The organism is Lapillicoccus sp. (assembly GCF_046595215.1).
In the GTDB taxonomy this organism is placed as follows: Bacteria; Actinomycetota; Actinomycetes; order Actinomycetales; family Dermatophilaceae; genus Lapillicoccus.
Map to the genome: position 1 here is coordinate 1 of NZ_JBKJPP010000038.1, position 22,897 is coordinate 22,897.

General features: G+C 70.2%; 20 protein-coding genes, 1 tRNA gene and 1 pseudogene. 15 read left to right on the forward strand and 7 right to left on the reverse strand.

Annotated elements, in window-relative coordinates; translation table 11 throughout:
- From ACLL9L_RS03670 to pntB, 4 genes are all read left to right on the forward strand, one after another.
- The coding region (locus ACLL9L_RS03670; protein WP_411283297.1) for a DALR anticodon-binding domain-containing protein at window positions 1-218 on the forward strand (218 nt) is incomplete at its 5' end.
- A 51-nt stretch (window positions 219-269) separates the two neighbouring features.
- Window positions 270-635, forward strand: a complete 366-nt coding sequence (locus ACLL9L_RS03675) for a thioredoxin family protein (protein WP_411283298.1) — start codon at window positions 270-272, stop codon at window positions 633-635.
- A 455-nt stretch (window positions 636-1,090) separates the two neighbouring features.
- Window positions 1,091-2,626 (forward strand): Re/Si-specific NAD(P)(+) transhydrogenase subunit alpha, encoded by a 1,536-nt coding sequence (locus ACLL9L_RS03680; protein ID WP_411283299.1) that lies wholly within the window; start codon window positions 1,091-1,093, stop codon window positions 2,624-2,626.
- Window position 2,627: 1 nt separating this feature from the next.
- On the forward strand, window positions 2,628-4,013 hold the full coding sequence (pntB, locus tag ACLL9L_RS03685) for a Re/Si-specific NAD(P)(+) transhydrogenase subunit beta (RefSeq protein WP_411283300.1): 1,386 nt from the start codon (window positions 2,628-2,630) through the stop codon (window positions 4,011-4,013).
- 3 nt (window positions 4,014-4,016) lie between these two features.
- On the opposite strand, the gene ACLL9L_RS03690 is transcribed toward pntB, so the two are convergent.
- Window positions 4,017-5,501, reverse strand: coding sequence for an amino acid permease (locus ACLL9L_RS03690; protein ID WP_411283301.1), 1,485 nt, complete (start codon window positions 5,499-5,501; stop codon window positions 4,017-4,019).
- A gap of 350 nt (window positions 5,502-5,851) precedes the next feature.
- On the opposite strand from ACLL9L_RS03690, the gene ACLL9L_RS03695 reads away from it, so the two are divergent.
- The 5 genes from ACLL9L_RS03695 to ACLL9L_RS03715 are packed head-to-tail and all read left to right on the forward strand — an operon-like array spanning window position 5,852 to window position 13,240.
- Window positions 5,852-9,085 carry a lipopolysaccharide biosynthesis protein gene (locus ACLL9L_RS03695; RefSeq protein WP_411283302.1) on the forward strand — a complete coding sequence of 1,078 codons (3,234 nt, stop codon included), beginning with the start codon at window positions 5,852-5,854 and terminating at the stop codon, window positions 9,083-9,085.
- Window positions 9,072-9,776 carry a hypothetical protein gene (locus ACLL9L_RS03700; RefSeq protein ID WP_411283303.1) on the forward strand — a complete coding sequence of 235 codons (705 nt, stop codon included), beginning with the start codon at window positions 9,072-9,074 and terminating at the stop codon, window positions 9,774-9,776. Before ACLL9L_RS03695 ends, ACLL9L_RS03700 begins: the two co-directional genes overlap by 14 nt.
- Window positions 9,776-10,927: a glycosyltransferase family 4 protein gene (locus ACLL9L_RS03705; protein ID WP_411283315.1), complete on the forward strand. Its 1,152-nt coding sequence runs from the start codon at window positions 9,776-9,778 to the stop codon at window positions 10,925-10,927. The genes ACLL9L_RS03700 and ACLL9L_RS03705 overlap by 1 nt, the downstream gene beginning before the upstream one ends.
- A 5-nt stretch (window positions 10,928-10,932) precedes the next feature.
- Entirely contained in the window at window positions 10,933-12,072 is a 1,140-nt protein-coding gene (locus tag ACLL9L_RS03710; protein WP_411283304.1) for a glycosyltransferase, read from the forward strand.
- Window positions 12,065-13,240, forward strand: a complete 1,176-nt coding sequence (locus ACLL9L_RS03715; protein ID WP_411283305.1) for a cellulase family glycosylhydrolase — start codon at window positions 12,065-12,067, stop codon at window positions 13,238-13,240. The genes ACLL9L_RS03710 and ACLL9L_RS03715 overlap by 8 nt, the downstream gene beginning before the upstream one ends.
- 53 nt (window positions 13,241-13,293) lie before the next feature.
- Here ACLL9L_RS03715 and ACLL9L_RS03720 read toward each other — a convergent pair whose 3' ends face one another.
- Window positions 13,294-14,547, reverse strand: a complete 1,254-nt coding sequence (locus ACLL9L_RS03720; protein WP_411283306.1) for a glycosyltransferase — start codon at window positions 14,545-14,547, stop codon at window positions 13,294-13,296.
- Window positions 14,544-15,449: a glycosyltransferase family 2 protein gene (locus ACLL9L_RS03725; protein ID WP_411283307.1), complete on the reverse strand. Its 906-nt coding sequence runs from the start codon at window positions 15,447-15,449 to the stop codon at window positions 14,544-14,546. Before ACLL9L_RS03725 ends, ACLL9L_RS03720 begins: the two co-directional genes overlap by 4 nt.
- Window positions 15,450-15,992: 543 nt before the next feature.
- Here ACLL9L_RS03725 and ACLL9L_RS03730 point away from each other — a divergent pair.
- From ACLL9L_RS03730 to ACLL9L_RS03745, 4 genes are all read left to right on the forward strand, one after another.
- The gene (locus ACLL9L_RS03730; protein ID WP_411283308.1) at window positions 15,993-16,970 is read left to right on the forward strand and encodes a DUF4397 domain-containing protein; all 978 of its coding nucleotides are present in this window, start codon (window positions 15,993-15,995) and stop codon (window positions 16,968-16,970) included.
- The gene (locus tag ACLL9L_RS03735) at window positions 16,967-17,701 is read left to right on the forward strand and encodes a class F sortase (RefSeq protein ID WP_411283309.1); all 735 of its coding nucleotides are present in this window, start codon (window positions 16,967-16,969) and stop codon (window positions 17,699-17,701) included. Before ACLL9L_RS03730 ends, ACLL9L_RS03735 begins: the two co-directional genes overlap by 4 nt.
- 77 nt (window positions 17,702-17,778) lie before the next feature.
- Window positions 17,779-18,984, forward strand: a complete 1,206-nt coding sequence (locus ACLL9L_RS03740) for a glycosyltransferase family 4 protein (RefSeq protein ID WP_411283310.1) — start codon at window positions 17,779-17,781, stop codon at window positions 18,982-18,984.
- Complete coding sequence (locus tag ACLL9L_RS03745) at window positions 18,977-19,342, forward strand: phosphomannose isomerase type II C-terminal cupin domain (RefSeq protein ID WP_411283311.1); 366 nt, start codon at window positions 18,977-18,979, stop codon at window positions 19,340-19,342. Before ACLL9L_RS03740 ends, ACLL9L_RS03745 begins: the two co-directional genes overlap by 8 nt.
- A 6-nt stretch (window positions 19,343-19,348) precedes the next feature.
- Here the strand turns inward: ACLL9L_RS03745 and ACLL9L_RS03750 are convergent, their stop codons facing one another.
- From ACLL9L_RS03750 to upp, 3 genes are all read right to left on the reverse strand, one after another.
- On the reverse strand, window positions 19,349-20,128 hold the full coding sequence (locus tag ACLL9L_RS03750; protein WP_411283312.1) for a PH domain-containing protein: 780 nt from the start codon (window positions 20,126-20,128) through the stop codon (window positions 19,349-19,351).
- A 13-nt stretch (window positions 20,129-20,141) separates the two neighbouring features.
- Complete coding sequence (locus tag ACLL9L_RS03755; RefSeq protein ID WP_411283313.1) at window positions 20,142-20,303, reverse strand: hypothetical protein; 162 nt, start codon at window positions 20,301-20,303, stop codon at window positions 20,142-20,144.
- A 143-nt stretch (window positions 20,304-20,446) separates the two neighbouring features.
- On the reverse strand, window positions 20,447-21,085 hold the full coding sequence (upp, locus tag ACLL9L_RS03760) for a uracil phosphoribosyltransferase (protein WP_411283314.1): 639 nt from the start codon (window positions 21,083-21,085) through the stop codon (window positions 20,447-20,449).
- A gap of 64 nt (window positions 21,086-21,149) precedes the next feature.
- Here upp and ACLL9L_RS03765 point away from each other — a divergent pair, with 64 nt between their 5' ends.
- Both ACLL9L_RS03765 and ACLL9L_RS03770 read left to right on the forward strand, forming a co-directional pair.
- On the forward strand, window positions 21,150-21,587 hold the full coding sequence (locus ACLL9L_RS03765) for a nucleoside deaminase (protein WP_411283316.1): 438 nt from the start codon (window positions 21,150-21,152) through the stop codon (window positions 21,585-21,587).
- Between the two features lie 10 nt (window positions 21,588-21,597).
- A tRNA-Ser gene (locus ACLL9L_RS03770) sits at window positions 21,598-21,684 on the forward strand.
- 64 nt (window positions 21,685-21,748) lie between these two features.
- Here the strand turns inward: ACLL9L_RS03770 and ACLL9L_RS03775 are convergent.
- Window positions 21,749-22,536 (reverse strand): annotated as a pseudogene (locus ACLL9L_RS03775) (tyrosine-type recombinase/integrase).
- Window positions 22,537-22,897: the final 361 nt, after the last annotated feature.

The following is a 22,897-nucleotide window of genomic DNA, read 5'->3' on the forward strand; positions in this document are numbered from 1 at the left end:
TCGTCACGCAGGTCGGGGACACCCTCGAGCCGCACCGGCTGTGCGGCTACCTCTTCGACCTCGCCCAGACGTTCTCGTCGTTCTACGAGGGCTGCCCGGTGCTCAAGGCCGAGAGCAAGGACCTGCGCGAGTCCCGGCTCGGCCTGTGCGCGCTGACCCTCCAGGTGCTCGTCCAGGGCCTCGACCTGCTGGGCGTGGAGTCACCTGAGCAGATGTGATTCGTGATGGCGTGGTGCTGCACAGCGGGTGCTGGGGGCATGATGCGACGCATGAGGGTCCAGCTGCTCTCCTTCGACGGGTGCCCCAACTGGCAGGTGGCCGAGGACCGGTTGCCCGAGGCTCTCCACCTCCTCGACAACCCGGCGCTCGACAACGCGACGCTCGACAACGCGACGCTCGACAACGCGGCGCTCGGCGACGGCGGCGTCGAGGTCCAGCGGGTCCTGGTCTCCACACCGGAGCTGGCGCGGGCGTGGAGCTTTCACGGTTCGCTCTCGATCCTGGTGGACGGGGTGGACCCCTTCGCGGAGCCGGGCGCCGGTGTGGGGCTGTCGTGCCGGCTCTACGCCACCCCCTCCGGTCCGGATGGGGCGCCGACCGTGTCGCAGCTGGTCGAGGCCCTCGCCGACCGGTGAGCCGCTGGTCCGGCCCGGCTGGAGGACCCCGAGCAGGCTTGCGCCGCAACGGGATCGACAGTCCGAACCCGGCTGAACCTGACCGAATCAGAATGAACCAGACGAACCGGATCGAACCCGACAGCACCCGGGACGGTGCGGCAACTGATGTCCCACGACGGGTCTCCCATGGGCTAGCATCAGATGGTTGCGACTTCAACAAGTCGCCCAGGTGCCGCTGGAGGCCCGCGATGTCCCCCTGTCTCGCGGGCTTCCAGCTCACCTGCGGCCACCCCGCTGGCCGCGACACGGCAGTGCCACCCGTGTCTCCTGTGAGAACAGACACGCACCCACCCCCGACGGACACTTCCCCCTTCGGCCTCGTCACCGTCTAGGTTGCGAGGGAGCGTCGGACGGACAACCCGCCGCATCCACCCTCGCCGAGGGCCTGGGTCCGAGCGTCGTCGGGAGTCGAAATGCAGATCGGTGTGCCATCTGAGTCGCGCCCGGGTGAGACCCGGGTCGCGGCCACGCCCAAGACCGTGGAGCAGATCCGGGGCCTTGGTTACGAGGTCGTCGTCGAGTCCGGCGCCGGGCGGCTGGCCAGCTTTGCCGACGAGGCGTATGCCGCGGCCGGTGCCACCGTCGTTGCCGCCGAGCAGGTCTGGGCCAGTGACGTCATCCTCAAGATCAACGCCCCGAACAACGACGAGATCGGGCGCCTACGGGACGGCGCCATCCTCGCCAGCCTGATCAGCCCGGCTCTGCAGCCCGACCTGGTCGCCACGCTGGCGACCCGCGACGTCACCGTCCTCGCGATGGATGCCGTCCCCCGGATCTCCCGCGCGCAGTCCCTCGACGTCCTCAGCTCGATGGCCAACATCGCCGGCTACCGAGCCGTCATCGAGGCGGCCCACGAGTTCGGCAGTCTCTTCACCGGTCAGGTCACCGCGGCGGGCAAGGTCCCGCCCGCCAAGGTCCTCATCGTCGGCGCCGGGGTCGCGGGACTCGCCGCCATCGGCACCGCGAACAGCCTCGGCGCCATCGTCCGCGCCTTCGATGCCCGGCCCGAGGTCGGTGAGCAGGTCGAGTCGATGGGGGCCGAGTTCCTGCGCATCGACCTGGAGGGCGGGGCGCAGCAGCCCGCTTCGTCAGACGGCTACGCCAAGGAGACGACGGAGGACTTCAACCGCCAGGCCACCGAGCTCTACGCGGCGCAGGCCCGGGACGTCGACATCATCGTCACGACGGCCCTCATCCCCGGCCGCCCCGCCCCGCGACTCATCTCGGCCGACATGGTCGCGACGATGAAGCCCGGCAGCGTCATCGTCGACATGGCCGCGGCCAACGGCGGCAACTGCGAGCTCTCCCGACCCGACGAGCTCGTCGTCAGCGACAACGGGGTGAAGATCATCGGCTACACGGACCTGCCCGGCCGGCTGCCGACCCAGTCCTCCCAGCTCTTCTCCACCAACCTCGTCAACCTCCTCAAGCTGCTGACCCCCGACAAGGACGGCGTGGCGCGTCTCGACCTCGAGGACCAGGTCATCCGTGGGATGACCGTCGTCAAGGACGGCGAGCTGCTCTGGCCGCCGCCCCCGGTGCAGGTCTCGGCGGCTCCGGTGGCGCCGAGGGCGGTGGTCGCGAAGGAACCCGACAAGCCCAGGGACCCACGGCGACGGTATGCCGCCGTGGCCGTGGCGGCAGCCCTCTTCGCCGTGCTCGCGGCATACTCGCCGCCCGAGTTCCTCACTCACTTCACGGTGTTCGCACTGTCGGTGGTGATCGGCTACTACGTCATCACCAACGTGCACCACGCCCTGCACACGCCGCTGATGTCGGTGACCAACGCCATCAGCGGGATCATCCTCGTCGGCGCGCTGCTCCAGGTCGGGCTCGGCAACGCGCTCGTGACCGTCCTGGCCGTCGCGGGTGTCCTCGTCGCCAGCATCAACATCTTCGGCGGGTTCACGGTGACCCACCGGATGCTCAAGATGTTCCGGAGGGCCTGACGTGTCGTCCACCCTGGTCCAGGCCAGCTACCTCGTTGCGGCCCTCCTCTTCGTCTTCAGCCTCGCCGGGCTGTCCCGGCACGAGAGCGCCAGGGCGGGCAACACCTACGGGGTCATCGGCATGGCCATCGCTCTCGTCGCGACGATCGCGTATGCCGTGCAGTCCAGCTCCTGGACCGGCTTCGGCCTGATCGTCGCGGCCATGGTCGTCGGCGGCGCGATCGGCGTACACCGGGCACTGAGGGTCGAGATGACCGGGATGCCGCAGCTCATCGCGATGCTGCACAGCTTCGTCGGACTGGCCGCCGTGCTCGTCGGCTACAACTCGTTCCTGCGCCCCGGCCCCCTCTCGGCGGCGATGGAGAACATCCACGCCGTCGAGGTTTTCCTCGGCGTCTTCATCGGCGCCGTGACGCTGACCGGGTCGATCGTCGCGTTCCTCAAGCTGAGCGCGCGCATCTCGTCCAAGCCCCTCATGCTGCCGGGGCGACACCTGCTCAACCTGCTTGTGCTCGTGCTCTCGGCGGGCCTGCTCGTCTGGTTCGTCGCGAGCGGGAGCGCCGTCCCGCTGCTGCTCATGACCGCGCTGGCCCTCCTCTTCGGCTGGCACCTCGTCGCCTCGATCGGCGGCGGGGACATGCCGGTCGTCGTCTCGATGCTCAACTCCTACTCCGGCTGGGCGGCCGCGGCGGCCGGGTTCATGCTCGGCAACGACCTGCTCATCGTCGTGGGGGCGCTCGTCGGTTCCTCGGGTGCGTTCCTGTCCTACGTGATGTGCCGGGCCATGAACCGGTCCTTCATCTCGGTCATCGCCGGCGGGTTCGGCTCGGGTGCCACCGCAGCGACGGACGACGAGGACTACGGCGAGCATCGCGAGACGAATGCCGAGGACGTCGCCGACCTGCTGCGGGAGGCGAGCTCGGTCGTCATCACGCCGGGCTACGGGATGGCCGTCGCGCAGGCGCAGTATCCCGTCGCCGACCTGACCCACCGCTTGCGCGCACGCGGCATCGAGGTGCGGTTCGGCATCCACCCGGTCGCGGGGCGGCTGCCCGGCCACATGAACGTCCTGCTGGCCGAGGCCAAGGTCCCCTACGACATCGTCCTGGAGATGGACGAGATCAACGCGGACTTCCCGCAGACCGATGTCGTCCTTGTCATCGGCGCCAACGACACCGTGAACCCCGCCGCTGAGGAGGACCCGACGAGCCCGATCGCGGGCATGCCGGTCCTCGAGGTGTGGAACGCCAAGGACGTGATCGTCTTCAAGCGGTCCATGGCCCCGGGCTACGCCGGGGTGCAGAACCCGCTGTTCTTCCGGGACAACAGCCAGATGCTCTTCGGCGACGCCAAGGACCGGGTGGACGACATCATCAAGGCGCTGTGATCCTCAGTCGGGGCTCGCCGGGCTCATCCCGTGCCGGTCGCCGACCGCGAGCCGGCTGTGCTTGCGGCTGTAGAGGAAGTAGACCAGGAAGCCGAGCACCATCCAGATGACGAACCTCAGCCACGTCTCGATGCTGAGGTTGAGCATGAGGTAGAAGCAGACCACGGCGGCGAGGATCGGCAGGAACGGGTTGAGGGGCACCGTGAAGGACCGCTTGAGGTCGGGTCGCTTCCGGCGCAGGATCGGGACGGAGATCGAGACGAGGGTGAACGCGGCGAGGGTGCCGATGTTGACCATCTCCTCCAGCTTGCCGATCGGCGTCAGCGATGCGATGAGCGCGACGGCGGCGCCGATGATGAGGGTGAGCAGGACCGGGGTGCCGGTCTTCGTGCTCGTCTGCGCGAGCCTTGGCGGCAGCAGATGGTCTCGCGCCATCGCGAAGGTGACCCGCACCGCGCCGATGAGCAGGGTCATGACGACGGTGGTCAGGCCGGCGACCGCGCCGGCCGAGACGATCGTCGCGTAGCCCCCCTTGCCGACGCTCTCGAAGGCGGACGCGAGGGCGGCCTTGGCGTCGATCTGGTCGTACTTCACCATGCCGGTGATGACGAGGGAGACGGCGACGTAGAGCACGGTGCAGATCGAGAGCGAGGCGATGATGCCGATGGGCAGGTCCCGCTGCGGGTTCTTGGCCTCCTCGGCCGTCGTCGCGACGACGTCGAAGCCGATGTAGGCGAAGAAGACGATGGAGGCGCCGGCGACGATCCCCATGATCCCGAAGCTGGCCGGCTGCATCCCGAAGAGGACCTGGATGAGCGGGGCGGCGAGGCCCTCGCTCGACGGGCCGGCCTGGGACGGCGGGATGAACGGGGTGTAGTTGGACGTCTTGACGTAGGAGAGACCGGCGAAGATGACGAAGAGGACGATGAAGAGCTTGACGGCGACCAGGACGAGGTTGACCCGCATCGACTCCTTGATGCCCTTGGCCACCAGCAGGGTGAGGACGACCACGAGGAGCATCGCCGGCAGGTCGAGGTGGCTGCCCGGACCGATCGCGTCGGGCCAGTGGACGCCGAGCTTGTCGAGGAAGACGACGAAGTAGGTCGACCAGCCCTGGGCGACGACGCTCGAGCCGAGCATCAGCTCGAGGAGCAGGTCCCAGCCGATGATCCACGCGACGATCTCGCCGAGGGTGGCGTAGGAGAAGGTGTAGGCCGAACCGGACACGGGCACCGTGGACGCGAACTCGGCGTAGCAGATGGCAGCCAGGGCGCAGCAGAACGCCCCAACGAGGAACGAGATGACGATGGACGGCCCGGCGAACTGGGCCGCCGCCTTGCCGGTCACGGTGAAGATGCCGGCACCGATGATGACGCCGATGCCGAAGACCGTGAGGTCGAGCGCGCTGAGGTTCTTCTTCAGCGAGTGCTCCCCGTCGGCAGTGGCCGCGATCGACTCCTCGATGGACTTGGTGCGGAAAATGCTCACTCGTGCCTCCCGGTGCTCGCTCCCGTCGGCGCCGGGGGACCGACGCCGTGGGCTCACGCTAGCCCCGCGCCCCCCCTCGTGGCGGCGAGGACAAGGCCGTCCTGCCCGCCTGTCTCACGAGCGACGAGCACCGCCTCGGGCGCTCAGTTCGTGGTGCTCGACAATTCTTGGTTCAATGATGACCAATCCATGACCGTCCTCAGACCGAACACCTCCTGAACAGGGGTTGAGACCACCACGGGTCAACGGTGGCCTGCGCCTCCTTGTGTACGCCCGCTCGTGTACGCCGTCGTGCACCCGGAGGACGCAGAGCGTCCCCCTCACCCTCCCTCCCGAAGGAGCACGACGCCATGCCGACCAGCGTGATGACGACTGCCGTCGGGGCCCGGTCAAGCCTTCGCCGGGTCGCCGCGATCAGCGCCTCGCTGGTCGGGACCTATGCCCTGACCAGTGTGCTCGGCCTCTTCTTCTGGCTGCTCGCCGCCCGGCAGTTCTCCGTCTCGTCGGTGGGCGTCGGAGGCGCCGCGATCGCCATGATGACGCTGCTCGGCACACTCGGCACCTGCGGCCTCGGCACCCTGCTGATCGCCCGCCTGCCCCACACGGCGCAGGGCAGCCGCCGGGTACTGACCCGCAGCGCCCTCGCGGTGGCCGGCACGGTGGCCACGCTGCTGGCGTTCGTGGTGCCCTTCGTGGCCATCTCCGTCCTGCACGTCGGCAACCTGGACACCATCGCGGGAGGTCCCTCGAATGCGGTGCTCTTCGCCGTCGGCACCGGACTCATGGCTGTGGCCCTCGTCATCGACCAAGCCGTCCTGGTGCTCGGCAGCGGCGCCCTCCAGCTCGAGCGGAACGCCGTCGCCAGCGCCGTCAAGCTCGGCGCCCTCGGAGCCCTTGCCCTCGCCGGGCAGACCGGTGGCATGACCATCTTCGTCGCGTGGACCCTTGGCACCCTGGTGTCCCTGCCGCTGGTGGCCTGGCGCACGCGCGGTGGACGCCGGCTCGAGGACGGCGCTCGCCTGATCGACCTGACCCAGCTGCGCGGACTCGGCGGGCAGGCCCTGTCGCACCACGCCCTGAACACCACGCTGCAGTCGCCCCTGCAGGTCCTGCCCCTCCTCGTGCTCGTCGCCGTCTCCACCGAGCAGAACGGCGTGTTCACCACCGCCCTGCAGCTGACCGGGCTCGTCTTCACCTTGCCCTACGCCATCACGATCGGGCTCTTCGCCTCCGCCGAGGGCGACACCGCTCACCTCATCGAGCGGATGCGGTTCACCATCCCGCTCGCGCTCGGGATCAGCGTGGTCGCCAACCTCGCGCTCTTCCCGCTGGCGCCCTACATCCTGTCGGTCTTCGGGTCGCAGTACTCCACCCAGGGCATCGAGATCCTGCGCATCCTCGCCTTCGCCGGGCTCCCCTTCGTCGTCAAGGACCACTTCGTCGCCCTGCGCCGGGTCCAGGGCCGCACCGGTCAGGCCACCCTGGTCATGCTCGGGCTCACGGTGGTCGAGCTCGCGGCGGCGTATGCCGGGGTGCGGGTCGGCGCGACGATCGGCCTGTGCCTGGCCTGGGTCGCGGTCCTCGTCGTCGAGGCGGTCGTCCTGGCCTTCCCCCTCGTTGCCGCGACCCGCCACCGCCCCAGCACCGCTGCCCCGACCCCGACCCCGACCGTCATGACCGGGACTGCTCAGCCCTCGATGGAGCCCGCCGCCACCGCCACCACCGCCACCGCCACCACCGCCAACGCCACCGCGGCGCAGCCTGAGCCGGGCCTGAGCCCGTGGCGCCGACTCGTCGGCCTGGTCGGGGTCGGGCCCGTGGTCCTGCTCATGACGGCCGGTCTGGTCCCCATGGCCATGGGGGTTGGCCTCGGTCGCCAGGCCGGCGACGCAAACCGGGCGCAGACGCTCTACGTGCTGGGTCTGGTCGTGATCTTCCTGCCCGCCGCCCTCGGGGTGTTGCTGCCCCGGGTGCGCACCAGCACCCGGGTCGTGCTCGCCCTGGCCCTGGCCGTGCTGCTCCAGCTGACCCGGGTGGTCCTCTATCCCACGCGGTTCATGTTCCACGACGAGCTGATCCACGCCAACGTGCTGCGACTGATCGGCGACACCGGCCGGCTCTTCACCGAGAACTCCCTGCTGCCGATCACGGCCTACTACCCGGGCCTGGAGCTCGCGACCAACGCGGTGCAGGAGCTGACCGGCCTGTCAGCGCACACCAGCGCGGTCGTCCTGCTCCTGGCCGCTCGTCTGGTCCTGGTCCTGTCGATCCTCCTCGTGGTCAGTCACATCACGGGATCCACCCGGATCGGTGCCACGGCCGTCATCGTCTATGCCTGCAACCCGCAGATGCTCTTCTTCAACTCCCAGTTCTCCTACCAGAGCCTGGCGCTGCCGCTGGCTGCCTTCACGGTCTACCTGGTCCTCAGCCGTCGGCGTGGGTCGCGAACCAGCCTCGTGGCTGCGGTGCTGGCCATCGTCGCCGTGGCGTTCACCCACCACGTCACCACGGCGCTGCTCGTCGTCGCCCTCGTCGTCTGGTGGGCGGTGGAGGTGGCACTGCGCCGCCGCCTGGAGAACTCGGCCCGCTCGCTCGCCGCGCTCGCGGGGGCCGCCGTCGCGGCCTTCGCCCTGACCCTCGCGAACCCCGGCAACACCCTTGCCAGCTATCTGGGCGCGATCGCGACCAGCTCGGTCAATGCCGTGGTGATGGTCGCCAACGGCACCCAGACGCGCAAGGTCTTCCAGAACGCCGCAGGTGTCGTCACCGCCCCCTGGGAGAAGTACGTCATCATCGCCTCCCTGGTGCTCACCCTGCTCGTCCTCGTCCCGTCCCTGCTCCGCGCCCGGCGGTTCGTGCGGGACCGGGTCACCGTCGCGGTCCTGCTCTGCCTCGTCGCGCTGCTCTACCCCGTCATCCCCGGCGGACACCTGACGGTGTCGACAGCCGAGGTCGGTGACCGCGCAGCCGGCTTCGTCTTCCTCGGGGTGGCCTTCGTGGTGGCTTGGTGGATCTGGCAGCACCGCGTGCGGGTGTGGCAGTCGGCGGCGCTCGCGGTCGGCGCCGCCGTGATCTTCCTCGGCAGCGTCGTCCTGGGCGCGGGATCGATCAGCCAACAGCTGCCCGGTCCGTTCCGCGTCTCCGACGACGCCCGGAGCATCGATGCCGACAACCTTGCCGCGGCCGGGTGGATGTCGACGCACCTGCCCGCCGGCAGCCGCGTCTACGCCGACCGGGTGGGCGGCCTGCTCGCGGCCGCGGATGGCAAGCAGTACAGCATCACGCACATCGGGACGGACATCGACGCCTCCCGACTGCTGCTGGACCCCACCTATGGACCGGCCGACGTTGAGCTGGTCCGACGGGCAGACATCCGTTACCTCATCTCTGACCGCCGCGACGCGTTCGGTCTGCCCAACCAGGGCGTCTACATCGAGAACGGCGAGTTCGGCGGGGACAACCGCACCGCGCCCGTGCCGGGGGTGGCCCTGCGCAAGTTCTCGTCGGTACCCGGGGTCGACGTCATCTACGACAACGGATCCATCGTCATCTACGACCTGGAGGCACTCCGTGCGACACCTTGACGTGATCTGGCGAGGGGCGGTCATCGCGGCCGCCCTGGTCGCGGCGCTGCTCGACGCCCCCCAGGCACTCGTGAGCCTCTTGGTCGCCGTCGGCCTGCTCGCAGTGGCTCTGCAGCTGGGCCGCCTGCGCGGTCGGGGCGCGCTGGACACGCTCCTCGTCGCCGCGGGCGGCATCCTCGTGACCCTCGTCCTCGCCGGTCTGGTCCTGGGGTCGACAGCCCTCGGCCTGCACCCCCGGACCTGGTCGATCGCCCTCGCCCTGGTATCCCTGCTGGGCCTGGCCGTCGCCGGCCGCCGGCCCCGGCCGGCGCGACCCACCGTGACCCTCGCACTCGCCGCTCCGGCGTTGCGGGCCCTGCCGTGGGTCGCCGCCAGCGTCGTCGTCGTCGTGGTCGCCGTCACGATGTCGCTCGACGCCTCCGGTCCCCCCGAGGCACCGCCGGTGCAGATGTCGTTCGGGTCGATCGACGGCACGAGCGTGCAGGTCGTGGTGACCTCCGCCACGGGGACGGTGCCACTGGAGATGCGCACGGCATCGAACGGCAGCGAGATCAGCTATCCCCTCTTCGCCGTCGACGGGGGTGGCTCCCGGACCACGACCCTCTCGCTGCCCGCGAGCGGGCGCACCGTCATCACCCTGAACTACCCGGACCAGAGCCAACCGCTGCGTTCCCTAACCCTCGATCGGTGATGCCCATGCCTCATTCCTCGACGCCCAGACCACGGATCCTGCACGTCGTCCAACGGTTCTTCCCCGAGATGGGCGGCACCGAGACCCACGTCGCCGAGGTGGCCGGGCGGCTGGCCCGACGCGGCGAGTTCGAGGTGACCGTCCTGGCCACCGACCGCAGCGGCGACCTGCCGCGGTCACACTCCATGGGCGACTACGACGTCATCCGACGACGGTCGTGGCCGCGCAACGGTGACCTCTACCTCTCACCGGGCCTCGCCGCGGCCGTCGCCCGCGGCGGCTGGGACCTGGTGCACTTCCAGGGGGTCCACACCTTCGTGCCGCCCGTCGGGATGCTGGCAGCGCGGGCTGCGCGCATCCCCTACGTCCTCACCTTCCACAGCGGTGGCCACTCCTCGCGGGCCCGGTCGGGGATCAGGTCGACTCAGTGGCGGGTCCTCACCCCGCTCCTGCGCGGTGCGGACCAGCTGATCGCGGTGAGCCGGTTCGAGCGCTCACACTTCGCCGGCGCCACCGGCATCGACGCGTCGCGGTTCACGGTCATCCCCAACGGCGGCGCCCTCCCCCCGGTCGCGACCGGGGTCCTGCCGCGGCCCGGACGGATCATCTCCAGTGGCCGGCTCGAGCACTACAAGGGCCACCACCGGGCCATCGAGGCGCTGGCCCTGATCCGGCGGGAGATCCCGACCGCCGACCTGGTCATCCTCGGCAGCGGCAGCTACGAGGCCCAGCTGCGGGCCCTTGCGCAGGAGCTCGGCGTCGCGGATGCGGTCGACATCCGGCACCTCCCGCCGTCCGACCGGGCGGCGATGGCCCACGAGCTCGGCTCGGCCAGCGTCATGGCAGCGCTGTCGTCCTACGAGGCACATCCGGTCGGCATCATGGAGGCCGTGACCCTCGGCCTGCCGGTCGTCGGTTTCGACGTGGCCGGCACGGGCGACCTCGTCGAGGACGAGCTGGTCACCGGCATACCCCTCGACGCGTCGACCGAGGCGGTCGCCGCCGCGCTCACGTCGGCGCTGCGGGCCACGGCCGAGCGGGGCGGTCGACACCAGCCGCTCGCCATCGAGCTGCCGACCTGGGAGACCACGACCGACGGTGTGACCGCGGTCTACCGCGACGTGCTGTCCCGCCCGAGGCGTCCCCGGTGACCCGGGTGACCCCGGTGGAAGGCGACCCGTTGAAGGTCGTGCACGTCATCACGTCCCTCACCACGGGCGGAGCCGAGCGACAGCTGGAGCTGCTCGTGAGCCGGTCGGAGCATCACACGGCCACCATCGCCCTCTACGAGGGCGGCCCGGTCGCCGACAGCCTGCGCAGCAGCGGTCACCGCGTCGACGTCCTGGGCATGGACGGGTGGCGCAAGCTCGTGGCTCCGCTGCGCCTGGCCCGGCGGCTGCGTCGATACCGGCCCGACGTCGTCCACGTCCACCTGCTCGCCGCCCAGCTATGGGGCATCCCCGCCGCCCGACTGGCCGGCGTGCCGGTCGTGGTGTCGAGCGAGCACTCCCTGATGGACGACACGATCGAGGGCCGTCCCCACACCTGGTGGCTGCGGCTTCTCTACCGCGTGCTCGAGCGGATGACGACACACACCGTTGCCGTCTCGGCCACCACGGCCGGGCGGCTGCACGAGTGGGGGGTCGCGGACGAGCGAATCACCGTGGTGGACAACGGGATCGACTTCGAGAGGCTTGTCTTCGACCCCGCTGCCCGCCGTCGGGTGCGAGCTGAGCTGGGCCTCGGGGACGGGGCGACGGTGATCGGTGTCGTCGGTCGACTGGACCCGGTGAAGCGCATCGACACCATCCTCCGGGCCGCCGCGCCGCTGCTGCGCGACGGCCGGCACCTCGTGGTGGCCGGCACCGGCCCGCTGTGGGCCCAGCTGCGGGCGCTGAGCGCGCAGCTCGGTGTGGCGGATGCCGTCTCCTGGCTCGGAGCCCGCGGCGACGTCAACGAGGTGCTCAGTGCCATGGACCTTCTCGTGAGCGCGTCCGCCGACGAGACGTTCGGCATGGCCGTCGTCGAGGCCGTCGGCAGCGGCCTCCCGGTCGTCTATGTCCAGTGCCCGGCCCTCGAGGAGCTCCCCGAGGATGTGCCCGGTGCCGTCCGGGTGGCGCGAGGCGACGACCCGGACGCGGACGTCCGGCTGCTGAGTGCCGCCTTGGTCACGCAGCTGGACCGGCTGCGACGGTGGCCGGTGCCGGCCGTGCTGGGTGAGCGCTACGGCGCTGTCGGGGCCGCCGCGAGCGTGGACGGCCTGCACTGCGCCCTCGTGGAGCGTTCCCGTGCGTGACCCCGGCCAGCGCCGGCGCCGGGCTTCTCGCCTGCGCACCGCCGGCACCGCGGCGCTGCTCAGTCTCTCCGTCGTGGTCGCGGGCTGCTCCGGACAGTCGGGGTCGTTCGTCACCCGGTCGGGAGCGTCCCTCCAGATCGACGGAAAACCGTTCCGCTTCGTGGGTTTCAACCTCTACGACGCTGCCGCCTCCGACATCTTCTCCTGCTCACCGACCACCCGGCTGGACGACACCCAGCTGGCGGACACGCTCCGGTACATCCGCGACGAGGCCGGGGCCACCGTCGTGCGATTCTGGGCCTACCAGACCTACACCGCCGGAGGGACGGACTTCTCCGGCACCGACCGGTTCATCGCGGCTGCGCGCAAGGCGGGCCTGCGCGTGATGCCGGTCCTCGAGGACGGACCCGGTGACTGCTCCACGGGGAAGCCGGGGGTCTCGCTCACCGATGCGGACGGGGGCACCTGGTTCACCGAGGGCTACAAGCAGCCCTACGGCACGGCCCGACGCTCCTATCGTGACTACGTGCAGGTCATGGCGCAGCACTACCGCGACAACCCCACCATCGTCGCGTGGACCATGGTCAACGAGGCCGAGACCACCGCCCGGGACACGGCCGACCGCCCTGTGCTGGCTGCGTTCGCGGCCGACGTCGCCGCAGTGATCCACGCCGCGGACCCGCGTCACCTCGTGACGCTCGGCACCCAGGGCAACGGTGCTCCCGGGGCCAGCGGCAAGGACTTCGCCGCCGTCTACGGCCAGGACGGACTGGATCTCACCGAGGTCCACGACTGGAACCGCTACGGGTCCGACACCGAGGCGATGCCCGGCAGCAAGGACGGGTCACTGCCCCGGGAGGACTCCGAGCAGTGCCGGACCACCGACGCGAAGATCGCCTGCTCCTTCGCCATCGCGCAGCAGCTCGGCAAGCCGATCGTGGTCGGGGAGGCGGGAGTCGAGGCCACCGACGCGGCAGGACGGGCCCGCCGCGCGGACCTGCTTGGTGCCAAGATGAAGGCGGCCTTCGCAGCCAACGCGTCGGGATACCTCGTCTGGCACCTCAACCGCGGTGCGACGGACAACCTCGACGTCATCCCGGGCATCCAGGGCCAGGACGAGCCCCTGTTCGGCGTCATGTCCGGGGTGGCCAAGGGCCTGCAGCCCTGACGGGCCTCAGACCCGACCACCCGCCCGGCTGCACGGCATACGCGCCGGTGGGTTCAGCGGTGTGCCACCGCGCCGGCCTGCGCGGGCCAGCGCGACAGACCGAGCCGGGAGAATATCTCGCCGTAGGCCGCGACCGTGGTGTCCCAGCTGTGCGGGTCGGCGTAGCGCCGTCCTCGCTGACCGGGTAGGGCGATCAGGGCCTGCGTCAGCGCGGGCACGTCCTGCGGCGGGACGAAGGTGACGCCCTCATAGCTGCTGGCCGCGTCGACGAGGCCCCCGACCGAGGTGACGACGGTGGGCAGTCCGGCGCTCATGGCCATGTGCAAGGGGCCCGAGGACGAGGACCGGCGGTAGGGCAGGACCACCGCGTCGGCGTCGGCGAAGTGGAGCTGGGCCTCGGCGTCGGTGACGTAGCGGTTGACGACGGTGATCCGGTCGCGGGCGGGGCTCTGCTCGACCGCGGTGAGCGGCGCCGTCCAGCCCTCCCACGTCTCGCCGACGATGGTGAGCCGGAGGCGCTCGCCCACCTCGGGCGGCAACGCGGAGAAGGCGGCGACGAGGTCCTCCAGGCCCTTGTAGGGCCGGATGATCCCGAAGAAGAGGATGTTGAACGCCTCGTCACCAGCGCGGGCCAGGCTCGCGGTGGGGCCGGCCCCGCTCGACGGGTCGAGGTTGACGTGGTCGTACGGGCCGTGCGGGACGATCGTCACCGCGCCCTCAACGGAGTCGTCCAGCCCGTATGCCGTGCGCAGCAGGTCGAGGTCGTAGCGCGAGTGCACCACGTGCGCGTCGACCCGGTCGAGCAGCTGGCCCATCGCCTTTCGGACGTAGCGCACGACGCCGGGGATCCTGGCCTCGCCGGTGTCCTGGACCTCGTGCCACTCCATAACGACGCGGGCGCCGTGCCGTCTGGCCAGGGCGGCCAAACGCAGGTAGCTGTGCAGCACCGCGCCGGTCCACCACTGGAGGATGACGACATCGGGCTGCTGCTCGGCGATGAACCGTCGGGCGTCGCGCATGGATCGCCCCCAGTACCAGTCGACTCCGTCGTGGACGCCGACCTCCGGCCGGTAGTCCACGTCGTTGACGCTCTGCCCCACCCGAGCCCGGCCGGGGTAGAGGGCCGTCGGCACGAGCCGACGCATGAGCAGCGCGTCGGTCGGGGTGACCTCCGACAGGGCGTTGGTCAGGCGACACGTGTAGTAGCTGATGCCGGAGGTGAAGCGCCAGCCCGACCCGACGACGAGCACCCGGGGACCCGATCGCCCTGCGGCCCGCTCGCCCCCGGGGCCCGGTCGTGAGCTCACGCGGACTCTCGCTGCTGGATGGAGACCATCGCCGGACGGGCGTGCTGAACCGGCGCGTGCTGAACCGGCGTGGGGTGCGAGGTCGTGGTGTGCGAGGTGGTGGTGTGCGAGGTGGTGCTGTGCGAGGTCTCGGGGTGCGCGGTGATGACGTCGGCCGAGGGGACGGCCTGACGTGCCGTGCCCCGACGCGCACGTTCGGTGAAGATCGTCCGCAGGACGCGGGCGCCGTCCCGGAAGGTGTTGAGGTTGCTCTCCCCGTGGATGCGCTCGAGCTCGATGCTGGGCACCTCGTGGATCTGGAGCCCGCCCGACGCGACCCGGCAGTTGATGAGGGTCTCGATCTCGAAGCCGTCACCCCACGCAGCCTGATCACCCCTGGAGGAGGGGATCGACAGCACCGGCAGGATATCGCGCCAGAAGGCGTTGTAGCCGTAGCAGAGGTCCGTGTAGCTGGTGCGGAACAGGACGTTCGTCACACCGGTCAGGACGCGGTTGCCGAAGTCGCGCAGCCAGGTGATGTCCTCGCTGCCGCCGGCGGCGAGCACCCGGCTGCCCTTGGCGAAGTCGGCTCCGGACGTGAGCGAGGTGACGTAGGCCTCGATCTCGGTGGAGTCGGCGGATCCGTCCGCGTCGAACATGACGATGACATCCCCGGTGGCCGCCTCGAACCCGCAGGCGAGGGCGTTCCCCTTGCCGCGCCGGGTCTGCTGGATGAAGCGCGCCGACGGGAGAGTGCGCCGGACTACCGCGGCAGTGTCGTCGGTGGAGTGGCCGTCGACCACGATGACCTCGTGGACCGTCGGCAGCGTGGGCAGCACGAGTTCGAGGTTGCGGGCCTCGTTGCGGGCAGGGACCACGATGGTGATCGTCGGTTTCGCGGGTCGAGAGTGGCTCGGAAACATGGTTTCTCCAGGTTGAAGGACGAGGTGGACACACACCGGCCAGGCAGCGGCGGTTTACGCTCGTCCCCATTGACGACCCCAGGAAGCATGCCTCCCCAAGCGGCCTGATGCATGCGCTTGTGGTGAGGCTTCGGTCTATGATCGCCTATCGGATTGGATGTTCTTGACCATTTCTTTAATTTTTCTTGACCAGATTCGGAACAAACATCTGAAAAGTGGACATATGCCAAAGACGTCAGCACGTCCGCTCTGTACCTGCGGGCACGACCGCGACGTTCACGAGCACTTCCGTCCGGGGAGTGACTGTGGTGAGTGCGGTCGCGAGATCTGCCCCAGATACACCCTTCGGACCAGGCTCTCCCTTTCGCCGATTTTGTCCTGGTTGATGCATTTTCGTCATCCACGACGACGCACCATCTGAGTCAATCTGGTTGCACGTCACGGGAATTGGTCCCCCATCCATTCGCCATCCGGCTCCGAACCCCGGTGGTTGGACCCCTCGGACCTGCGCGCGGTCCGTGACATACGAAGCGGAGAGATCTCATGACACCAGACCAGGCACGCCCGCATTCCCGGGGCCCGCAGCCACGCCGACGCCACCGCCGGACGGCACGACCCCCGGGTGCGGTCATCGGCGCCGTGCTGGCGGCCCTCACCCTCCTGTTCCTCACGACCGGGGCCCCCGCGGCGCAGGCCGATGGCGCGGGCAGCACCCCACCCGGCAAGGCCTGGGTGCGGGCGGGCCATCTTGTCCCGGGCATCGGCGCCGTCCGCATCGAGCTGGTGCCGCAGGGCGGCGTCGGCACCGCGATCCCCATGGCTCCCGGCACCGGGTACGGCCAGGTCACGGACTACCAGAAGGTCGATCCGGGCACCTACACGGTCACCGTCCGGCCGGAGGGTGATGCGGGCAGCTCCACGCCGATGCTGTCACGCTCACTCACGGTCACCGCGGGCAACGCCACCACGATCGCGGTCCTCGGCTCCACCACCGAACCTCGCCTCGGGGTGCTGAGCGATGACCTGACCCCCCCGGCTGCCGGCTCGGCGAGAGTGCGGGTCCTGTCGGGCTCGACCGTGGCACCAACCGTCTCGGTCACGGCCGTCAACGGACCCATGATCGCCACCGGCGCCGTGCTCGGGCAGGCCACCCCCTATTCCACCGTGCCGGCCGGGAGCTGGACCCTGCAGCTGTCGGACGGTGCGGGAATGACCGTGACACAGACCATCTCGCTCACCAGTGGCAGCGTCTACACCGCGGTCGTCGTCAACTCCGGGACCAACAGCGTCGAGCTCAAGGTCATCACGGACGCCGCCGGCGCCATGGCCACCCCAGTGGGTGGCGCGCAGACGGGCGGCGGCGGGACGGCCGTCGACCAGGCCGCGTCAGTGGTCGGTGGCGACAACGGGGTGACGGCGGGCCGTGGACTCGGTCTCCTGGCCGCGAGCGTTTCGGTCCTCGTCGGCGCTGCTGCCCTCCGCGCCCGTCGTGCGCCGCGGACCGCCCGCCTCGACGGATGAGCACCGTCGCTCCCGCGTGGCACAGCGCCCGCCGCCGGGCCACCGCCCTCGCGATGGCGGCTGTGGCCGCGGTGGGCCTCAGCGGGTGCGGCGGCGCGGCAGCCGGGACCGGCCAGCCGCAGGCGGTCGCTTCGAGCCCGACCTCCGGCACGCCTGACCCGTCGAGCCCCACCCCAGGCTCGGCGAACCCCGACACCTCGGCGGCGGGGGCACCGACGGCAACGCCCTCCGGTGCCCGGGCCGATCCCGGCGCCTCGGTCCCGGCGCCCGCCGCTTCGGCGGTAGCCGTCGCGGACGGCCTGAAGCCCTCGCGCATCGCCATCCCGGCGATCGGTGTCGACTCCACGTTGACCGATCTCGGGATCGCCGGTGACGGCACGATCGAGGTGCCGACGGACTACGCCCAGGCCGGGTGGCTGGACACGAGCCCGGCTCCGGGACAACGCGGCCCAGCCGTCGTGGCAGGACACGTGGACTCCAAACAGGGTCCGGCGGTCTTCTTCAAGCTGAGTCGCCTGTCCGTGGGGGACGCCATCGCCGTGACCCGGCGGGACGGCTCGACCGTCACGTTCACGGTCGACGGCGTGCAGCGCTTCGCCAAGAGCGCGTTCCCGACCGCCGCGACCTACGGACCGGTGCCGGGGCCGGCCCTGCGGCTCATCACGTGCGCAGGAGCGTATGACAAAGCGGCTGGCGGCTACCAGGACAATGTCGTCGTCTTCGCGTCCTGAATCGCGACGTCGCACCATGCCACTCCCGCCCGGAGGACCTCGAGCCCGATGAATGCCCCACCCCAAGGAGATCGCGGATGACCGGGTCCACGAGTGCCGCCACCCCCGACGCGTCGCAGGTCCACGCCAGGCGAGCCCGGATCCTCATGGCCGGTCGCGGTGACGCGCTCACGCCCCACCTGACGCGGGCCCTAACCGACCGCTACGACATGGTGGGCGGTGTCGATGCCGAGCTGTCGCAGCTCCAGCGACTGCTCGTCGCGGCCTCGACCTTCCGACCGTCACGAACCGCCTGGGTCGAGCGGTTCTACAAGAGCGAGCTGGCCGTGTGGTTGCGTTCGCGCCAGGCGTCCCGCGCCGTGGCGACCCGCGGCCAGGGGTTCGACGTGGTCTTCCAGATCCATGCCCTGTTCCGGGTGGATGACCCGCGCACGGTGATCTACGTCGACTGCACGCATCAGCAGGCGGCCGAGCAGTGGCCCGGCTGGAACCCGCTCGGGCCCGCTGCCCTGGAACGCTGGTACGAACGGGAACGTCGCCAGTACCGCGCGGCGGCGCACCTGTTCGCCTTCTCCCAGGAGACACAGGCCTCGTTGGTCCACCACTACGGCGTCCCTCCTGAGCGGGTGAGCGCGGTCGGAGCCGGCGCCAACTTCGACGACCTGCCCGCTCTGGCCGGTGAACGCGCGCCGGATGCGCCTCCCACCGTGCTGTTCGTCGGCAATGACTTCATCCGCAAGGGCGGCCCGCGACTGCTCGAGGCCTTCCGCCTCGTGCGTGAGACGGTCCCCGAGGCGCGGCTGCGGATTGTCGGGACCCCCCATCCCATCTCTCCCCAGCCGGGGGTCGAGGTCCTGGGCAGGGTCGCCGGTCGGGAGCGCATGTCGCAGCTCTACGTCGAGGCGGACGTCTTCTGCCTGCCGTCGGTGTTCGACCCGTTCGCCCTGGTGATGCTCGAGGCGATGGCCCACGGCGTGCCCTGCGTGGCGACGCCCACGTGTGGCGTCCCGGAGATCGTCGTGGACGGGGAGACGGGCATCATGGTCCCCAAGGAGGCGGATGCCGTGCAGCCGCTCGCCGCCGCGTTGATCGAGCTCCTGACCAACCCGCAGCGCGCAGCGGAGATGGGCGCCGCGGGACGACGCCGGGTCGAGCAGCAGTTCCTCTGGACGCACGTCGTCGAGCGGATGTCTCCGGTCCTCGACCGGATGTCCACCCAGACTCCGGGGCCCCATCCGCCCCGGACAGCGTTCAACCCATCCGAAGGGAAAGCACATGACTGAAGCCATCTCGCGCCAGGAGGGCACGTTCCGCTCCGACCGACCGTGGGGGCAGTTCGAGCAGTTCACGCTCAATGAACAGACCACGGTCAAGATCATCACCGTCCAGCCAGGTGCCCGCTTGTCCCTGCAGCGTCACGAACACCGCGGCGAGTTCTGGCAGGTCCTCGACGGCCCGATGGACATCCAGGTCGACGACCGCAGCTGGACCGCGCAGTGCGGTGAGCAGATCTGGGTGCCGCAGGGCTCGACCCACCGGATGGGCAACAGCACCGACCAGCCGGCGCGCATCCTCGAGATCGCCTACGGCACCTTCGACGAGCAGGACATCGAGCGGCTCGAGGACGACTACGCCCGCTGACTGGGGTCAGTCGTCACCCCGAGGGCGTATGACGGGGAGGGGCCCGGTGTCTGCGCCGGCGCCGGGGCGGCGCCGGTCGTCGCTGCGGTGGATCGAGCGACCCTCGGCATCACGGCGATGGACCGGAATTGCGCGCGAGTGCGAGCCGTGGTCCTCGACCACCGCTGACCTCGAGGCGTCGGACCATGACGGGTCGGACCACGACGGGTCGGGCGCCAGGTGTGCCGGGCCCTCGCCTGTCGTGGACGCCGCGGTGTCGTCGTCGTTCCCGACTTGCACGCGGTCGTGGTCGTCGACGCCGAACATCTCTGCGCAGATGGCGCGGTAGGTGTGGTCGGGGTCGGGCACCCAGCTGATGTCGTGAAGGGCCTGATCCTGCCCCGCACTCTCCATGATGAACTGGCCGTAGCCGAGGATCCGACCGGGGATGGAGCGGCTGTAGGACATGTCGGTGACCTTGGTCAGCGGCATCATCGCCACCCGCCGGCTGATCAGGCCATAGGTCAGCAGCAGTCGCTTGTCCGTCGCCACGAACCAGTCATGGCGCCACTCGAAGAGCTGCCACAGCGTCCACACGAACAGGACCAGCCACGCGATCCAGGTGACCCTGACCACCATGGCCCATGACGGGGCGACGCTGGCGTGGACCCACACGGCCAGGACGAGCCCGGCGACGGCCGCGGCAACGGGGCCGGCCACCTTGCCCCAGTGCTGGTGCATCGCGACGACGACCCGCTCGCCGTCGAGCAGGTATCGCTCCAGTGCCGGGTCGCGGCGTCTGGCCATGTGGACCTCCCGGCTAGCGGCGTCCGAGCAGGGCGTCGAAGAAGGTGAAGATGCTGCGGAAGCCCTGCGCCACGATGTCGAAGGCCGTGCGCATGATGACCGCAGCCTGCGCGGGCGACATGACGATGGCGTAGATGAGGAAGGCGAGCAGCAGCCAGCCAGCGATCTTCTTCACGCGTGGCATCGTCTCGACTCCTTGCTCACGGCCGGGGTCCCGGCACGGTATCGGTCATCAGTGTGCCAACAGTGGCGGCCTGGGTGGGGGTGCCACGCCGCGGTGGGGGTGCCTGCCCCGCCACGGCCCGCGACGTGGCCGGCTCAGACGAGTCCGTAGAGCCGGTCGCCCGCGTCGCCGAGGCCCGGCACGATGTAGCCCTGGGCGTTGAGCCGCTCGTCGACGGCGCCCGTGACAAGGGTGACCGGCACCTCGAGCCCCGCCATCTCCTGCTCGACGTGGGCGATGCCCTCGGGGGCCGCCAGCAGGGTGATCGCCGTGATGTCGTCCGCGCCGCGCTCGACGAGGTAGTGGATCGCCATCACCAGCGTGCCGCCGGTGGCCAGCATCGGGTCGAGGACGTAGCACTGGCGCCCGGACAGGTCCTCGGGCAGCCGGTTCGCGTAGGTGACCGCCTCGAGCGTCTCCTCGTTGCGCATCATCCCGAGGAATCCGACCTCCGCCGTGGGCAGCAGGCGCACCATGCCGTCGAGCATCCCGAGCCCGGCGCGCAGGATCGGCACGACGAGGGGCTTGGGCCGGGCCAGCTTGATGCCCCGGGTGGGCGCCACCGGGGTCTCGATGTCGAACGGCTCCACGCGCACGTCGCGGGTCGCCTCGTAGGCCAGGAGCGTGACGAGCTCGTCGACGAGCCGCCGGAACGTCGGCGAGTCGGTGCGCTTGTCACGCAGGTAGGTCAGCTTGTGGGAGATGAGCTGGTGGTCGGCGATGTGCACGCGCATGGGCGAAACTTAGCGCGTGACGCCGCCCCTCGAGCTCTCGGTCGACCCCAGGTATGCCGGGTGGATGGGTCACGCGCTCGGGCTAGCGGCCGCTGCCAGCCGCGCTGGCGACGTGCCCGTCGGCGCGCTCGTCGTGTCTGCCGCCGGAGAGGTGCTGGGCGAGGGCGTCAACGTCCGGGAGGTCGAGCAGGACCCGACCGGGCACGCCGAGGTGCGGGCGCTGCGCGAGGCGGCACGGCATACCGGCTCATGGCGGTTGGCCGACGCCACCCTGGTCGTGACCCTGGAACCCTGCCCGATGTGTGCCGGGGCGATGCTCCTCGCGCGGCTGCGGACCGTGGTGTTCGGCGCCTGGGACCCCAAGGCAGGCGCCTGCGGGTCGGTTTGGGACCTGGCCCGCGACGGCCGGGCCAACCACTGGGTCGAGGTCGTCGCCGGGGTCCGTGAGCCGGAGTGCAGCCGGCTGCTGCTCGATTTCTTCCGGGAGCGGCGGCTCCGGTAACCTCTCCTGCGGTGGCGTGTCCGAGCGGCCTAAGGAGCACGCCTCGAAAGCGTGTGTGGGGGAGACTCCACCGTGGGTTCAAATCCCACCGCCACCGCCGTTGACCTGCGGAAACGCCGGTCGGAGCCTCAGCGCCCCGACCGGCGTTCCCGGTCCTCGTCTCATTCGGGTCCCAGCGGCTCCTCCCAGAGCAGGCTGCCGACCTGGCGCGCGATGTCCTGGCGGATCGGCCCGACCACGTGCGCGTACCGCTGAGTCATCGCAGGGTTGGACCAGCCCATGACGCTCATGATGGTGGGCTGGCTGACCCCGAGAAGGAGCAGCACCGTGGCAGCGGTGTGCCGTGCATCCGGCTGTCGCGGATCCCGGCCTCTTTGAGGAGTTGCTTCCAGTGGGTCCAGTCGGTCCGCGGGTTGATCGGCTCTCCGGTCTCAGTGGTGAAGACCCAGCCGCCCTCGGTCCACGCACTGCCGGCGTGGACCCGCTCGACATCCTGCGCGTGTTGATGCTGGGCCAGGAGGGTGACGAGCTGTGGGGGTAGTCCGATCTGTCGCCGCCCCGCTCTCGACTTGGTGGAGTCGGTGTCGGGATTGGATCGGCCTCTCTGCGGACAGTACCCAGCTAACCGCTTGCCGCAGGTCCCGCCGCAACCGTGGGTGTAGCTGGGCCGAGTCCGGCTTCGCCGGATCGTCAGGACCCCCTGTCGTGCGTCGACGTCAGGCCACTGGAGTCCGAGTGCCTCTCCTTGCCGGAGACCAAGGGCGAGGGCGAGGGCGAGGACCCACCGGACGCCGTTGCGGTGGCGGGAGGCGCCGACGAAGATCCGCTTGACTTCCTCGACGTTGAAGGGCTCGACGTCGTGCGGGTCGACTCGAGGAGCCCGGGCGATGGTCGCGGGGTTTCGGGCGAGATGTCCTCGGCGGACGGCTTCGTCGAGTGCCGTCCGGATGGTTCGGAATCGGCGAGCCCTGCTGCGTGGATCAGTACGCCGCTCAGCGCCAGCTCGGCACGCCGAGAATTTGGGATGGTGTAGAGCCGATGAGCTTCGACTGCTCGGGCGTGGCCCTGCAAGTCATGTGCGCCGACGGCGGCGACGTGCCCGACCTGGACGCCAACATGCGCGTGGGAGCGGACTCCCGCACCACGCCTGACGTCCATGAGTCCGCTCTGCCCCAAGTGCGGCAGTCTGAGCACCGGCGAGGAAACTGCGCTTCTACGGTTCTTCGATCACCCACATGGCGATCTATCTCGGTTACGACAGAATCCTCGAAGACGTCAGGCCGGTGGCCGCATCGCGGCGCTCTACGCCG